This is a genomic window from Parablautia muri (assembly GCF_009917485.1).
GTDB classification, from domain to species: Bacteria; Bacillota; Clostridia; order Lachnospirales; family Lachnospiraceae; genus Suilimivivens; species Suilimivivens muri.
The window spans coordinates 163,856-179,557 of the sequence record NZ_QZDT01000003.1 but is presented as its reverse complement, the minus strand read 5'-3'; the positions used below and the strand labels follow the sequence as shown (position 1 = coordinate 179,557).

The window sequence follows — 15,702 nt, the reverse complement described above, 5'->3', positions numbered from 1 at the left end:
TGCGCCTGCAGGCATATGCTGCCATACGCCAGAGGATAGACATGAACATTGTGCTGGGCAGGCTTGACAGGGCGGAAACAGGGAAATATATTGCTGCGCATCTTGCGTATTCCGGCGCTGGGAAGGAGATATTTACCAGCGGAGCGGAGGATGAGGTTTATAAGATATCAGCCGGCATCCCAAGGATGATAAACCGGATCTGTGAAAAAACACTGATGTATGCATGCCAGCAGCAGAAACGCCTGGCGGATGAGCGTATGGTGCGTTTTGTGGCAGACCACGAGATGCTGGGAGGTGCGGGGTGACGGCCTGGCCGGAGGGGCGCATGGAGTTTGTATGCACCATCCCGGCGGAAAAAGGGGAAGAGAGATGGCTGGGGGAGGTTGTGGTAAAAAGACACAGCACCTGCATGGCAGAGCTTCTAATTTATGGCAGGGACAGCTGCATAAATGCGGTAATAGGCAAATATATGAACGGCCAGTATATCTGTATACCGGACATTGACACAGGATGCCCGCTGGGCAGGCTGTCAGACCTGTTTTGGAACAGGGAGAGGCTGTCAGCGCACATGAATGGGACGGATGCAGTAACTGTTGCGCACGCCCTGCGGGCATTATCCGGGTATACAGGGAGGGACTGGCTGTAAGGGGAGCAGGCCAACTATACGCAAAACGTCTGTTTGGCGAAGTGTGCGGGGAATGGGGACAATTTCATAGGGGAACAGGAAAAACAGGCCGTCCGGAATGATCTGGGCGGCTTTCCTGCATGAATTGTACATGGATGTTGGAACAATTTCCAGCGCAGATAAGAGAGGCATGGTTCGAAAGAGTCAGACAATATAAGATAGAAACATGGAAAATGCAGTTCAGAGAGCTGCTATAGACTGGAAATAAATAGTTGTATATACAATTGATTGTGTGACAGGAAAATGGGTGATTTCACGACAGCAGGTGAGGTCGAATCTGTGACAGCTCATGAAGTTATTAACACTATTGGAAACAGGAAGGATTAAGATGACAAGAGGAGCGCATATGGAATACGTTTTGGGAATTGATCAGGGAGGGAGTAAAACCCACGCCGTTGTAGCGGACTTAGAGGGAAGAATCCTTGGAATGGGAAAAAGCTACGGAGCCTGTCATTCCAGCAGTAGTCTGGAATACGCTTTAAAGGCAATATTGGAGGCTTTCGAAGATGCACTTGGCAGCTGTCAGCTTTCCCTTGAGGATGTGACCACAGTAGTAGGTGGACTGACAGGAATTGATTGGGACTATGAGGTTGCTTTGCTGGAGAGCGGTATACAGAAGTATTTTCCAAAGGCTCAGATAAAGGTGGTAAATGACAGCATAATTGCTATGCGGGCGGCCACAAGAGAAAAGCGTTGCGGAATTTTGTGCGCTGGCTCAGGTCTTAACTGTGCTGTGCAAAGTGGTGACGCATGTTTTGCGTATGGATTTTATATCCCGGATGAATACCAAGGAGGATGGAGTCTTGGAAAAATGGCAGTGCAGGCGGTGTTTGATTCCCATATGGGACTGCTTCCGGAAACAGCACTGACCCAGAGGCTGCTTACACATTTTCAGGCGGAAACAGTGGACGAACTGCTTTTTATGCGGGTGAAGGGAAAAATCACAAGCGATGATTATTTAAAACTGCCTATGATAATAGAGGAAGAAGCCTGCGGCGGAGATGAAGTAGCAGCCGGTATCTGGAAGAATTATGGGAAAGTGATTGCAGGCTACTTGACGGCCCGTGCAAGGAAAATGGGTATTTGTGGAGAAAAGATGGACATTGTTTTATCGGGAAGCATTTTTAAATGCAAATTTCAGGAATTTCAGGCGAAGGTGAAAGAGGAAATCTTACGTGTAATTCCCGGCGCCAATGTGATAGAAGCCGTATTTGAGCCGGTAATGGGGGCAGTCGTCATGGGACTTCAAATTGTGTATGGAGAAATACCGGAGGAAATTTACAAAAATATGGAAGAAACAAGTAATAAATTTCCAATAAGAAGACTGACTTGCAATATCGGAAAGCATTAAATGAACTTATGTGTTTCACCTATTCATGTGGTTTCTGCTGCGTGAAGCGGCAGGATAAAAATACAATGATAAAAATATAAAAAAGAGAAGGAGAAAAAGTATGAAGTTGAAAAAGTTGTTAGGTCTTATACTGACAGGAGCAATGGTTTTGTCCATGGTTGGATGTGGGTCATCAGGCGGTGGAAGCAGTGCAGGCTCAGGCAATGCGACTGAACAGGAAACAGAAAATGAGCAGGAAGCGGAAGATACGCAGCAGAATGAGGATGAAAAGTCTCCTGGGGAGAGCGTGGCAGATTCAGGAGAAGAAATCAATTTGACCTTCTGGCATATCTGGCCGGATGCAGAGATGGGCGCTATCGTTGAAAGTTATGTAGAATTGTTTGAAGATGAGCATCCTAACGTACATATTGAATCTGTGGCAACACAGGAAGTGGAATATCAGAATAATAAACTGAAAGTAGCGGCAGCTACCGGCGCACAGGGAGACGTGTTTATGTGCTGGGGCGGCGGATACGCAAAGGCTTACGTAGATGCAGGCGTGGTTTTACCGCTGGATGATTTGATGGAGAAATATGGCACAAAGGACGAGCTCCTTGACGGAACCTTGACCTATGGAACCTATGACGGAAAAACCTATGGATTACCGTTAAAGCAGTGGGCAGGCGCACTGTTCTGCAACGAAGAATTATTTGAAGAATATAATGTTAAGATTCCGGAGACTTTTGATGAACTGCTGGAAGCGGTAAAGACTTTCCGGGCGGCAGGCGTAACCCCTATGGTGCTTGGCGCAAAGGAAGGATGGCACATTGGAATGATTCAAAATGCACTTGCTGTGCGCACAGAGGGTGCTGATTACATGAACCGTGCCCTTCAGGGAGAAGAAACATTAGACACAGAAGGAATCGTAAAATCTGCAGAGCTTTTGTGTGAGCTCAATGAGGCAGGTGCTTTCCCGGACGGAACATTGGGACTTGGTTCCGAGGAGTCACAGGAAGAATTTTATATGGGACTTATCCCTATGTACTTTGGCGGAAGCTGGGTTTCTTCAGGATGTGACAGCGAAGAAAACGAGATTCAGGGTCTTATTAAGGCAGTTCCCATGCCGGCAGTGGAAGGCGGAAAAGGTGGTATCAACAGTTTTTCAGGCGGCGCGATCGATATGATGATGATCAATGCAAATACAGCTAATCCGGACGTTGCCTATGAATTTGCAGTTGGAATTACAAAGTATATGTCTGAGGAAGCATATAAGATCGGTGACAGTCTGCCGGCGTGGAAGGTAGACGTAGATGAGTCGGAGGTTAGCCCTACACTTCGTCAGGTGGAGGAACTGATTAAAAATGCAGACGGTTATGTGCTTGCCTGGGATACATTCCTTGAGGGAGCGGCTATTGAAGCGCATTATGAACTGCTCCAGGGACTGATTGCAGGAACCACTTCACCGGAAGAATTTGCAGCAGGTATGCAGGCAGCCCAAGAGGAAGTAAAAGGAAGCGAAGCTGAATAACACCAGGGGATGAGATAGAGGCTGCTGCAAAAAATAGATGAGAAGGAATTTTGCCGCAGCCTCCTGTCTCTAAAATAGTCGTTAAAATAACGAATAAAATTTTCTAAATAGATTTAGTTAAATTTGTGCTTACGTGTAGAGTACTTTGTACACATAGCATGCTTTGCATGCATACAATTTGAGTGTTATTGGAAGCGTGGAGGATCAGTATGGAACGTGCGTTAAAGGATAAAAAAGCAATCTGTTTTTTTGTACTGCCAGCTCTTATATGGTTTTGTTTGATTGCGCTTTTGCCTGTTTTCCAATCCGCAGGCTATAGCCTTCTTGACTGGGACGGGATAGGGGACGCGAAATTGATTGGGGTTAGCAACTATGTGAAGATGTTTGGCGACCCGCTGTTTTTTAAGGCGGTGTGGAATTCTATTTTGCTGGCGGCGGCTTCTGTGTTTATTCAGCTTCCTATTTCTATGGTGCTTGCGCTGGTATTGGCAGGCGGAGTAAGGGGAGAGAATTTTTATCGCAATGCGTTTTTTGTGCCGGTTATTATATCCGGGACAATTATTGCCCATCTGTGGATGAAAATTTACCATCCCTCCTATGGCCTTTTAAACATAGGACTGGAGGCATTGGGACTTGCATCTCTTAAAAGAGAGTGGCTGGGAAGTGAAGGAACGGCTCTTGTGGCCTGCTTTGTGCCTATGGTGTGGCAGTACATAGGCTATCATATGCTTTTGTTTTACTCTGCTGCAAAGTCTATATCACCGGAGATTATCGAGGCGGCTCAGGTAGATGGAGCAACCAGATTCCAGACAGCATGGAGAGTTATTATACCTATGATTGTTCCCATGATCAAGGCCTGTGTTATTTTTGCGATTATAGGATCGCTTAAATCATTTGACCTGATTTACATTTTGACGAATGGAGGACCGGTGCATGCATCGGAGGTTCCGTCCCTTTTGATGTACAAGAAAATATTTATCAGCAATGAATATGGTTATGCCAGCGCGATTGCAATTTTCATTATTTTAGAGTGCTTGCTGTTTACCTTCATTGTGCAGAAGATATTTAACCATATACAAAAGGATTAGGAGGAGGAACCGGATGAAAAGAGAAAAAACAAAATTGAAAAAAACCGGACTGATTACCACCGTCCTTTTACTGATTGTCACAGCAATTCAGCTGTTTCCGCTTTACTGGATGTTCACCTTTTCCTTAAAAAGCAACAAGGAAATCTTTGGCGGTAACATCATTGGACTGCCGGAAAATTGGGAGTGGGATAATTATGTAAAGATATTTGACAAAGCGCATCTGGGCAGGTATTTATTTAACAGTGTAGTGGTTACAGGGTTTACAATCGTATTTACACTTATCTTGTCCGCAATGGCTACTTACGCAATTGTGCGGCTTAAATGGAAATTAAGCAATGCGGTGTATTTCATTTTTTTAACTGGCATGATGCTGTCGATTCATGCAGTGCTTTTGCCTTTATTTGTGAATATGAAGCCTTTGCTTGATACATATTGGGCGCTTATTATTCCTTATGTGGCGTTCGCCATGCCTACGGCTATCTTGCTGATGGTGGGTTCATTGGAGGCTTTGCCTAAGGAATTGGAGGAGGCGGCCTTTATTGATGGCGCTAATATTTACCGGGTATTCTGGCAGATTATCATGCCGCTGATGAAACCGATTTTATCTACTGTGGCGATTTTGACATTTTTGTCATCATGGAATGAAATGATGCTGGCCATTGCCTTTGTAAGCGGTGAGAAATATAAGACGATCACGGTGGGCGTCAATGATATGGTGGGAAAATATTCCACAAAATGGGGATTAATCGGAGCGGGCCTTACGATTGCAACCATCCCAACGCTGGTACTCTATGTTTTTTTGAGTAAAAATATTCAAAAGAGTCTGGCAATGGGAGCGGTAAAAGGTTAGAGTGTTTTTCGAGCGTATTCCAGGAGAAAGACTAAGCCATCTTTTAAAGATGAAAAATTTCTAAGACATAAAATAGGCCGCCAGTTGCGGTATGGAGGTTGATGATGAAAGGTATTTGTAATTGTCCTAATGTACCCTGCAAATATAGAAATAATTGTGTGGCATGTATCGCCCACAGCAAGGAAGAAGGAACTTTGTGCAATTGTATGGAGGAGACAGCCATAAAATTAGGTGCATCGCTTCCGGTCAGGTTTCCCGACACAGAGATTCTGCCGGATAATGAGGGAATGTCCGCTCGGTGCGCAGAGCTGGTGAAGGAATGTCTTTTACAGAAGCCGGATGCACTGCTCTGTTTCCCGGCAGGAAGTACGGTGATTAGGACCTGCGAAATTTTAAAGGAGATGCAGGATAAAGGGGAAATTGATTTTTCGCAGGCAGACTTTGTGGCATTGGATGAATGGCTGGATTTAGAAGACGAGAGTGAAAATTGCACGAATTTTTTAAGAAAGCATCTGTACAATCCGCTTGGTATCCGGCCGGAAAAAATGCATTTGTTTGATATCCACGCGGAGGATTTTGAGAAGGAATGTGCGAGAATGGATGAAATTATTTTTAAGCATGGCGGAATAGATCTTATGCTGTTAGGGCTTGGGATGAACGGACATCTGGGGCTGAATGAGCCAGGAGGAAATTTCGAAGACTACGCAAAGGTAGTGGAGCTCTCTGAGACGACTATGCATGTGGGACAGAAATATTTTTCCGGCCCCGTGAAGCTGACCAGAGGAATTACGTTAGGCGTGCATCATATGTTTGAAGCAAAGCAGGTAATCCTGCAGGTTTGTGGAACCGCCAAAAAGGACATTGTGGAACGAATGTATAAGAGCAGGCCTACAGATGAAATTCCCGGAACGGTATTAAAGCTTCTGCCAGGAGGAAAGGTGGTACTGGATGAGGCAGCAGCAGAGAAAGTAAAAGATTTGATTTTTCATAAGGAATAAATCAAACTTAAGTTAGCAGGATGATAGAAATTGTGCCAGAATGATAGATTTCACAGCTTGTGACGGATAATATATGCTCTAAATATTTTCTTAATCCCATGATGAAAGAAGGATATTTAGGGCGTATTTTGCATTGTTATTTTTAGGAATTTTGTATTATAATGAAAAAATGATAAAGGAGCAGATTGGCATGTATACATTTTGAGTGTTACCGGCAAGAATGGAGGATTAGGATGAAAGCAATGAGTTATGAAGAAAAGTACAAGATGATGGTAGAGACGCCTGTCAGCCGCCTGATACCAAGACTGGCAGTACCAACGATTATCAGTATGCTGATATCTTCTATATATAATATGGCGGACACTTTTTTTGTGAGCCAGCTAAGCACAAGCGCTTCCGGTGCGGTAGGTGTGAACTTTTCTCTGATGGCTATGATCCAGGCCATTGGTTTTACACTTGGTATGGGAAGTGGAAATTATATGTCTAGAATGCTTGGCGCCAGAGAGCAGGAAAAGGCCCAAAGAGCTTGCTCAACGGCGGTGTACACGGCTTTTGCTTTTGGGCTTGCCCTGGCTGTTTTGGGCATTTCTAATATTGACAGACTGGTTCGGGTTTTAGGGGCAACGGAAACCATTGCTCCTTACGCTAAGGACTATGGCAGGTACATATTGATTGCAGCGCCCTATATGACGGTTTCCTTTGTATTTAACAATCATCTCCGTTCACAGGGAAATGCGACTCTTTCCATGATAGGTATTACAACGGGAGGCGTGCTCAATGTTATTTTGGACCCTGTTTTGATTTTTGGATTTGAAATGGGAATTTCCGGGGCGGCTATTGCCACAATTTTTAGCCAGTTCGTGAGCTTTATGATTTTGTTGGTTTTGGTAGTCCGCTCAAAAAATGTATTAAAGCCGTTGCCGGGCTATTTTACTTTTCAGGGCTGGGTATACAAAGAAATTCTCTCTGCTGGTCTACCCACTTTAGGGCGGCAGGGTTTGGCCAGCGTGGCCTCTGTGCTTCTGAATGTGGCATCTTCCGGGTTTGGAGATGCGGCAGTGGCGGCGATGTCCATTGTTACAAGAATCATGATGTTTATCAATTCGGCTTTGATTGGCTTTGGCCAGGGCTTCCAGCCGGTATGTGGATTTAATTTCGGAGCAAAGCGGTACGACAGGGTTCTGGAATCATACTTTTTTTGCCGGCGTGTAGCCCTTGTATTTTTGCTGGTTATGGGCGTGGTCATGTTTGCTGTTTCCACGCCGATTATGCGTTTGTTCAGAAAGGAGGACGCAGAGGTAATCCGCATCGGAGCACTGGCACTGAAAATGCAATGCTGCCTGCTTCCCTTTCAGGCACATGTGATAATTGGAAATATGTTGACCCAATCTATTGGTTACAGCTTTCGGGCAACACTGACTGCCATCAGCAAGCAGGGACTGTTTTTTATCCCGGCGATTTTGCTCTTGCCAAAGCTTTTTGGGGTGAGAGGACTTCAACTGGCTCAGCCGATAGCGGATGGACTTACCTTTATCTTGACGCAGGTGATTGTTGTGATGGTGGTAAAGGAGCTTCGAGAGATGGCGGAGAAAGAGAAAAAAGCAGGTAAAGTGATAGAAGCTGAGAAAGAAACAAAAGCAACGGTGTAACACAAGATACAAACGATTAGAAAAATTTTCAGGACAGAAACAGGAAAAGGCATCTGCAGGACAATGCTTGGGATGGAAGCTGATTTGGCAGCTCCCAAATATACCTGATTTTTCAAATTCGGTTTTTCAATCCCCATTCGCACATCTCATCTAAAATGGGAATCAGCGATTTTCCACGCTCTGTAAGAGAATATTCCACCTTGGGAGGAATCTGCGGGTATTCTTTCCGATGGACAAGCTGGTCAGCCTCCAATTCCTTCAAGGTGGAACTCAAGGTCTTATAAGAAATATTTCCAATATATTTTTTCATTTCATTAAAGCGGACGACTTTAAATTCCATCAAAGTATAAAGAATGGTCATTTTATATTTCCCATTAATTAAAGATAAAGTATAGCTGAAACCGGTATCGTTCAGACATTCGGTAGAAATGCAGCGTTCTCCCATAGGAATCCCCCTTTTTGTCAGTAGTATGTTGAAAAACTTTTATTTTTTAATATACTTTTTTATGTAAGTATAAGATTTTATACAAGTATCATACTTAAATAAGTGTATTTGTTTTTAAACTTATATTTGCTAAAATTATAATATAATTTAATCTGAAAGTCAATATTACGGTCAAGCACAAGCCAGGCAGCAGTAACAGAAAAATTTGAGTGGCCGGATTCAGTAACAGTTTGGCTGAAGGCAGAGCCGTTATTTGCATTCTGATATAAACACATATAGGAATACACAGTTTGTTCATTTTATGGTATACTAAATATAATAGTCGGACCAGGCTGGAGCGTTACTATTAAAATAAATACATTAGCCGTATTTGCGGCATGTAGGGGTGTACCAATGAAAAAGCAGAGTGGAAAGATCAAAGCAGACGGAAAGCGAAAAGAAGGGGCGAAAGGAAAGAAACGGGGCAGAGGGAAAAAATATATTTTGATTTTGTCAGCAGGGATCATTGTGCCTGTTCTGTGCTTGTTTGTAATCTATTTGGCAGGGGTGAGTTATTACCGGAACCGGTTTTTAAACGGCACAGTGATTGACCATGTGGATGTATCGGGCATGACGATTCCGGAACTGGAGGAACAGATTCAAAATTATGCGCTCCGGGTGATAGAGCGTCAGGCGGACGGTACAACCTTAGAGGAGGAAATACGGGGAAGTGAGATTGGAATTTCTTATGGATCCACAGAACCATTGCAGGTCATTTTGCAGGCGCAAAATACCTACCTGTGGTTTTTGAAGCAGGACGCCTCCTATGAAACAGAGGCCTTTCCTTTTTACGATGAGGCGGCATTATTAGAAAGAATCGGTGCACTGCGAGGGTTTCAAAAGGAGTTCATCAAAGAGTCGGCGGATGCGTACATAGCGGATTATGTGGAGGGGAGCGGATTTGAACTGGTAGCCGAAAGCCAGGGAAATCGTTTGAACCGTGATAAGACCGTAGAGGTGCTAAAAGCAGCGGTAGATGGGATGGAAGAACAGGTGGATTTCGATCAGGCCGGCTGCTATGAAGAACCGGAGATCACGCTGGAAGATGCAAAGCTTCAGGAAACTTATGCAAAGCTTCAGAACTATGTGAATGTTGTGATTACCTATACTTTTGGAATGGAAAAGGAAGTTTTGGACGGAGATACCATAGTAAGCTGGATTGGGGTAGATGGAGATAAGGTGACCTTTGACCGGACTTTGGCGGAGGGATATGTGGCATCTTTGCGGAAAAAGTATGACACCATTTTCCGTCCGCGAAAATTCCTGACCAGCTATGGAGAGGAAGTGACGATTGACTTGGGAGATTATGGCTGGTGGATGAATACCGAACAGGAGACGGAAGAACTGATCGGGATGCTGGAGCGCGGAGAAAGCGGAGAGCGGGTTCCGGTCTATAGACAGAAGGCGGCTTCCTATGAAACGCCGGACTATGGGGATTCCTATGTGGAAATTAATCTGACGGCCCAGCATTTGTTTTTATATCAAAATGGAGTGTGTGTCCTTGAGTCCGATTTCGTATCGGGTAATCCTTCTAAAGGAAACGGAACGCCCACAGGAATCTATGGAATCACTTATAAGGAGAGGAACGCCACATTAAAGGGAGAAAATTACAGGACGCCGGTTTCCTATTGGATGCCCTTTAATAATAACGTAGGGATGCATGATGCTACATGGAGAAGTGAATTTGGCGGTAATATTTATCAGACCAATGGTTCCCATGGCTGTATCAATCTGCCCTATTCCATTGCAGAGCAAATTTATCATTGTGTGGAGAAAGATACGCCGGTCATTTGTTATCAGCTGCCCGGAACGGAGCAGGCACCGCCGGCGGAGGAAACGGTAGAGCCGCAGGGCGCGGAGCCAGGAGCGGAGATGGAAACACCAGATAGCACTATGGCGGATCCGGCGGCAGAAGCAGGGGAAACGGAATGAAATCTAAGAATATTCGAACGCGGAAAGAGAGAAAAGAATTTATGGGAATGAAGGATGGAAAAAGCAACGTTAATGAGCAGATATTGGCCTTTGACCGGGTACTGCCTTTTGAGGGGCAGGTAGAGGCGGTGGCCTTAAAGGAGGATGGCTCCTACTGCCTTCAATTTAGCGCACCGGATGCGAAAAGGGTGGCGGTTCTTATAGATGAAAAAGAGTATCCCTGTGCCAAGAATCAGGATGGGGTATGGGAAATGGATTACCCTTCCCGAAAAGGCATCCAGTATGTACAGCTTCTTGTGGACGGAACAGAATTTTTGACGCCTATGCTGCCCATCACTTATGGTTATAGCAGACCCTATAACTATGTGGCGCTGCCTAAACCGGAGGAGAGCTTTTACCAGATTAAGGATGTGCCTCATGGCAGTGTGAGAAGGGAGTTTTTCTTTTCAGAAGTTACAGGGGAATGGGAGAGCTGCATTGTTTATACGCCTTATATTTACGAGAAGGAAACGGAGCGGGTATTCCCTGTGCTTTACTTACAGCATGGGCATGGAGAAAATGAGATAGGTTGGACCAACTCAGGAAAGATGCATTTTATTTTGGATAATCTGATAGCGGAAGGAAGGGCCGTCCCCTTTGTGGTGGTTATGTGCAATGGCATGGTGCAGACCGTGGAAAATGGAAAACGGATGGTAAATTTCCGTTTGCTGGAAAAGGAGCTGTTCCAGGACGTGATGCCTTTTGTGGAACAGAAATTCCGCGTGGGAAAGACGAAGGAGATGCGGGCTATGGCGGGATTGTCTATGGGTTCTATGCAGACCAGTATGATAGGACTCACACATCCGGATTGTTTCTGTGCTTTAGGGATATTCAGCGGTTTTATGAGGGATATTATATCAGGCGGCGAGATGGATATGAGCCATGGGGAACCCAGCAGAAATTCTCATCTGGCGCTTTTAGAGAATAAAGAAGAATTTGTAAGACAGTATCCCATCTGTTTCCGCGCCATGGGTACAGAGGATCCCTATTGGGAGCATTTTGCGGCGGATGATGAAATGCTTAAGCAAAAACAGATTCCCCATATCCGAAAAGAATATCCGGGCGCCCATGACTGGAATGTTTGGAGAATGTGTATTTACGATTTTGCACAGTTGATTTTTCAGGAATAAAAGGGGACGTTTGGATGGATGACTTTGAAAATATGTGGGATTTTGAAGTAAAAGAAGATGTTTAGTTTAACCACGCAAACCGTGTGCATCCAATCATGCAGAAAAGAGTACAAAAAATTTTGGAAGAGTTATCCGGTGACAGTAATTTAAAAAAGATAGTATTATATGGGAACTCTTTGGAATTTAGTTGTAACAGCAACAGTGATATTGATTTGTATATTGAAAAATTCAATAAAAATTTACCTCTGGAAAAGGAGCCGGTGATTGATTGTGAGGTAGATATTATCACAAACCTTAACCACAAAAGCCGGCTGTATGAGGAAATTGACAGAACAGGTTTACGGCTGTATGAGAGTAAGGATTCAGGTTGCAGGAACTGTAAGGTGCGAAAAAGGAAATAGAAAATGTGTGATGTGAGACTGTTTAAAAGTGCATATATGGATTATCAGGTTGCCAGGACAATCTATCAAACGCAGCATAACGATGAGATGTTTTTTAACAGTGCCGCATATCATTTGCAGCAAAGTGTTGAAAAAATTATAAAAGGAGTTCTTGAGTGTGTTGGGGTTACAGTTCCGAATACACATAGGATTCCAAGCGAATCCAAACGCTGCCTGAGGATGTTTCAGGCTGAATAGGAGAGGCGATATATGCGAAAAAGGAGTTTTTTTGCGCTTATGATAGGAGCGTTATGTCTGCTTGGGGGATGTGGCTTAAAGGCGCGGCTGCCCGAGCATCCTATTGTATATGAGCAGGGGATAAATGAGGAAGAAGGATACGCATATTTATTCTATGGGGACAAAGTCTTTGTCCCTTATTGTGCATATGAAAGTGAAGATGCAGGCAGTTGCATTGGGTATTGTGATATTCCTGCGGATGCATATTCGGATGGGGCAAGAGTATATATTTTTGAATTGAAAGGGTATTCTTCGGAGGAATGGATTATTGAGTCTTTGGAACAAAACAACTGTAACGAAGGAATGATTTTGCGGGAAGTCAATGTGACGGAGGCTCCAGACGGACTTGTGTCGGATTATGGGTGGAATAGGTTCTGACAAAGAGAAGGTATGGGAGAGAAATGTTTGGAAAAAAGAAAAAGACAGCAGTGGTGGAGTATGATAAAGAAAACTGGAAACCTGTGCTAAAATGCAGTATTTGTAACGGAGAGCAGGTGGCAGGCTTTCAAAATATTCATACCGGTGAATTTAGGGAGGAAATCCTGATAAAGGGCGTGCGGGAACTGGAGGCTTTTCAGGAAAAGTATGGGATTGCACAGATAAGGAAAATATATTAGAATGTTTGCGAAGTATTTGCAACACAGGAGTGGATTTCTTATTGCGTTTAGAAAGGGATTCACTTCTTTTCACACATTGGCCATAGGGCGCTTAGAAAAAACAAATATTCCAAGCTGTTTATTGGCTAATCTGCGAAAAGCAACAGGGATTCCGCAAAGGGACGTGAAATATGGCTTTTTGGCCTGTCCACATCTCTGACTGGCGCTATGATACTTCTAATCAAATCCTTCCCACAGCTGGTGGGAGATAAACGTTTTAAAGAGCGGATGCTGTTTGCTCCCAGCGCAAAAAGAAGTATCAATTTTTATGATGAATACGTGGAAGTAAAGGGAAAATTCAGTCAAAAACTTCCCTACAAAGAGCTGAAACGGACAGGACAGACACGCAGCTTGTATCTTCTTTTTTTCACAGAAAGAAGAATTGTGATTCTCCACAAGGCAGGCTTTCGCAAGGGTACCCTGGCTGAATTGAAGGAGTTTATCAAGGAACATAGACCGTTTCAATCGAAAATCTACGGAATAATCCGGTATCTTCCGGCTGTAATGGCCTTTGTGCTGTTTGTATCAATTTTTTGGTCGGAATTTTAGCTTGCTGTGAACGGGGCTGTAAAAGCAGGGAGGAAAGTTCTTTCAGTGGTGAAAATCTTACAACGCAAAAGCGCCTGCGTACCGCATGCAGGTTTACTGGTGGGAAATGCAGAAGGATAAAAAGCAAAAGGGCGATGGTTTGTGCTGCGGGAAGACGAAAACGGGAAAGTGTATAAAAAATGGATAGATTGCAATATTTTTTATATCATATATCAATTTATGATATTTTAAACATATTACCTTATATAGGATTGGCATATTTTATAATCAGGCGTTTTATTTTGCATAAATCACCGATTCCCTCCGGTGCCTTTGGTAAGGTGTCAAAGGAGCTTTTGCAGAAGTGTGTAGTACTTTTAAAAAAGAGAGAAAAGCGTGAGTACGAGGCGTATACTGTACCCGATGATATTCTTAGGGCTCTTAAGGAAAATATAAGGGATGAGGAAAACTTGAAGGCGCTTTTGTGCAGTATCTGCGGGCATCTGGGCATCAACGGGGATTTTATTAAACTGGTGGTGATAGACGAGCTTATGACAGACTGGGCAGGGCAGATTTCCACGGACCTTGCTTTTACCACCATCCGCCTGGATTTAAGGGCGCGGTATACGTTGGACACGGTAATTGCCATATTGGCCCATGAGGCAATCCACCTTCATTTATATTATGAAGGAATCCATCTTAAGGATACGTGGGAAAATGAAGTATTAACGGATACGGCTGCGGTATACTGTGGCTTTGGAGAATATATTTACAGAGGGTATGCGGTGACCCAGGGGGATTTTGCTTTGTCTTATAATAAAGTAGGATATATCAGGCAGGAGGATGTAAGGTATATTCAGGAGCTGATGGCCATGGCCTCGGCCTGAAAACAAACCAGGTCTTATCCTGGCATCCAATGATTTACTCCATATTATCCATATCTGCTCATTGTGCAGACGGTCAATAGAGGCAATGGAAGGCAGGAAACATCGGTAAAATGACCGGACATCTGCCCTTGCTGCGTTTTTTTCTAAATTTGTCTCCAAATATGGGCGGTTTTATGGTAGAATAATCAAGGTGGTTTGAAAACTCTCGGATGTATATCAAACGATCCGGGGATGGTACAGAAGATAACCCAAGGATTGAGCGAAGATACAAAAAGAAAAATGATAGAAGAAAATTGCATTCCAGCTTCAAAGCGTACATCTGTTGTAATGAGAGTGAAAGATAAGAAGGCACCGATGCGTTCGGGAGATAAGGCAAAGGGGAATAGAATTCGTGTGAAAAATAAATTTTTCACACAACAAATTTATGATTTCGCCCAAATTTGAGGGCATTGGCAAGAATGGGGGATTAATATATTTATTAAGGGTGTTATCGCATATAATACAATGTAGCTAAGCATATCTCAATTGTATTTATTTCCGCGAGCAATGCGCCAAGCGGCTGCAAAGCAGACATTTGGAGAATGCCGCGAGAGCCAATACCCGGCGGATTTGTTTATTGATGGCAGTACCGAAAGCCGCGTTTGCGGTATGCAGGAGGTATCAAAATGAGAATAGGAATGGGTTATGACGTACACAGACTGGTGGAAGGAAGGGCTTTGATCCTTGGAGGAGTGGAGATCCCTTATGAAAAAGGGCTTCTGGGCCATTCGGATGCGGATGTGCTTTTGCATGCGGTTATGGATGCACTTTTAGGGGCGGCGGCCCTGGGGGATATTGGCAAGCATTTTCCGGATACCGATCCTGCGTACAAAGGAATTTCTTCTATTAAACTACTCGCGCATGTGGGAAGGCTTTTGGAAGAAAATTTATTTTTGATAGAAAATATTGACGCAACGATTATTGCCCAGGCGCCTAAAATGCGTCCCCATATTGATGCTATGAGGGAAAATATTGCAAAAGCCCTTGGCATTACCATAGACCAGGTCAGTATTAAGGCCACCACCGAGGAAGGACTTGGTTTTACCGGGACGGGGGAGGGAATATCCTCGCAGGCAATCTGCCTTTTGACAAGTCCTGTGAATCTGGGATGTGAGGATGTGACGACAAGAGGATGCGAAGGATGTAAGGGATGCCCTGCACAAAATGCGAAAGAAGTCAAAATGGACCAAAACACTTTGACC

At 44.0% G+C, this 15,702-nt stretch carries 17 protein-coding genes and 2 pseudogenes; 18 read left to right on the top strand and 1 reads right to left on the bottom strand.

The genetic code is table 11. From position 1 onward, the window contains the following. The 8 genes and pseudogenes from D5281_RS04025 to D5281_RS03990 all read left to right on the top strand — a co-directional run. Positions 1–305, top strand: a pseudogene (locus tag D5281_RS04025) (AAA family ATPase); the annotation flags it as partial. Positions 306–325: 20 nt separating this feature from the next. Beyond that, positions 326–646, top strand: a complete 321-nt coding sequence (locus D5281_RS04020; protein ID WP_160558851.1) for a DUF6618 family protein — start codon at positions 326–328, stop codon at positions 644–646. A 367-nt stretch (positions 647–1,013) separates the two neighbouring features. After that, positions 1,014–2,036 (top strand): N-acetylglucosamine kinase, encoded by a 1,023-nt coding sequence (locus D5281_RS04015; RefSeq protein ID WP_160558850.1) that lies wholly within the window; start codon positions 1,014–1,016, stop codon positions 2,034–2,036. Positions 2,037–2,136: 100 nt separating this feature from the next. Then, positions 2,137–3,543: an extracellular solute-binding protein gene (locus D5281_RS04010; RefSeq protein WP_160558849.1), complete on the top strand. Its 1,407-nt coding sequence runs from the start codon at positions 2,137–2,139 to the stop codon at positions 3,541–3,543. Between the two features lie 209 nt (positions 3,544–3,752). Beyond that, the gene (locus tag D5281_RS04005) at positions 3,753–4,631 is read left to right on the top strand and encodes a carbohydrate ABC transporter permease (RefSeq protein WP_160558848.1); all 879 of its coding nucleotides are present in this window, start codon (positions 3,753–3,755) and stop codon (positions 4,629–4,631) included. A 13-nt stretch (positions 4,632–4,644) separates the two neighbouring features. Then, positions 4,645–5,481, top strand: coding sequence for a carbohydrate ABC transporter permease (locus D5281_RS04000; protein WP_160558847.1), 837 nt, complete (start codon positions 4,645–4,647; stop codon positions 5,479–5,481). 101 nt (positions 5,482–5,582) lie between these two features. Continuing rightward, on the top strand, positions 5,583–6,479 hold the full coding sequence (locus tag D5281_RS03995) for a 6-phosphogluconolactonase (protein WP_160558846.1): 897 nt from the start codon (positions 5,583–5,585) through the stop codon (positions 6,477–6,479). A 233-nt stretch (positions 6,480–6,712) separates the two neighbouring features. After that, entirely contained in the window at positions 6,713–8,128 is a 1,416-nt protein-coding gene (locus D5281_RS03990; protein WP_277935159.1) for an MATE family efflux transporter, read from the top strand. Positions 8,129–8,240: 112 nt separating this feature from the next. Here D5281_RS03990 and D5281_RS03985 read toward each other — a convergent pair whose 3' ends face one another. Then, entirely contained in the window at positions 8,241–8,573 is a 333-nt protein-coding gene (locus tag D5281_RS03985) for a winged helix-turn-helix transcriptional regulator (protein WP_160558845.1), read from the bottom strand. 393 nt (positions 8,574–8,966) lie between these two features. Here D5281_RS03985 and D5281_RS03980 point away from each other — a divergent pair, with 393 nt between their 5' ends. From D5281_RS03980 to ispF, 10 genes and pseudogenes are all read left to right on the top strand, one after another. After that, positions 8,967–10,544 (top strand): L,D-transpeptidase family protein, encoded by a 1,578-nt coding sequence (locus D5281_RS03980; protein ID WP_160558844.1) that lies wholly within the window; start codon positions 8,967–8,969, stop codon positions 10,542–10,544. Further along, a complete protein-coding gene (locus D5281_RS03975; RefSeq protein ID WP_160558843.1) occupies positions 10,541–11,713 on the top strand; it encodes an alpha/beta hydrolase-fold protein in 1,173 nt (390 codons plus the stop codon). Before D5281_RS03980 ends, D5281_RS03975 begins: the two co-directional genes overlap by 4 nt. A gap of 95 nt (positions 11,714–11,808) precedes the next feature. After that, positions 11,809–12,114, top strand: coding sequence for a nucleotidyltransferase domain-containing protein (locus D5281_RS03970; RefSeq protein ID WP_277935158.1), 306 nt, complete (start codon positions 11,809–11,811; stop codon positions 12,112–12,114). Between the two features lie 3 nt (positions 12,115–12,117). Next, positions 12,118–12,351: a HEPN domain-containing protein gene (locus D5281_RS03965; RefSeq protein WP_160558842.1), complete on the top strand. Its 234-nt coding sequence runs from the start codon at positions 12,118–12,120 to the stop codon at positions 12,349–12,351. A gap of 12 nt (positions 12,352–12,363) precedes the next feature. After that, positions 12,364–12,768 carry a lipoprotein gene (locus tag D5281_RS03960; RefSeq protein ID WP_160558841.1) on the top strand — a complete coding sequence of 135 codons (405 nt, stop codon included), beginning with the start codon at positions 12,364–12,366 and terminating at the stop codon, positions 12,766–12,768. Between the two features lie 23 nt (positions 12,769–12,791). Then, positions 12,792–13,007, top strand: coding sequence for an aspartate dehydrogenase (locus tag D5281_RS03955; protein ID WP_160558840.1), 216 nt, complete (start codon positions 12,792–12,794; stop codon positions 13,005–13,007). 207 nt (positions 13,008–13,214) lie between these two features. Then, entirely contained in the window at positions 13,215–13,595 is a 381-nt protein-coding gene (locus D5281_RS03950; RefSeq protein ID WP_160558839.1) for a YcxB family protein, read from the top strand. A gap of 281 nt (positions 13,596–13,876) precedes the next feature. After that, positions 13,877–14,461: a hypothetical protein gene (locus D5281_RS03945; RefSeq protein ID WP_160558838.1), complete on the top strand. Its 585-nt coding sequence runs from the start codon at positions 13,877–13,879 to the stop codon at positions 14,459–14,461. Positions 14,462–14,716: 255 nt separating this feature from the next. Then, positions 14,717–14,905 (top strand): hypothetical protein, encoded by a 189-nt coding sequence (locus tag D5281_RS03940; protein WP_160558837.1) that lies wholly within the window; start codon positions 14,717–14,719, stop codon positions 14,903–14,905. 221 nt (positions 14,906–15,126) lie between these two features. After that, positions 15,127–15,657 (top strand): annotated as a pseudogene (gene ispF / locus D5281_RS26860) (2-C-methyl-D-erythritol 2,4-cyclodiphosphate synthase); the annotation flags it as partial. Positions 15,658–15,702: the final 45 nt, after the last annotated feature.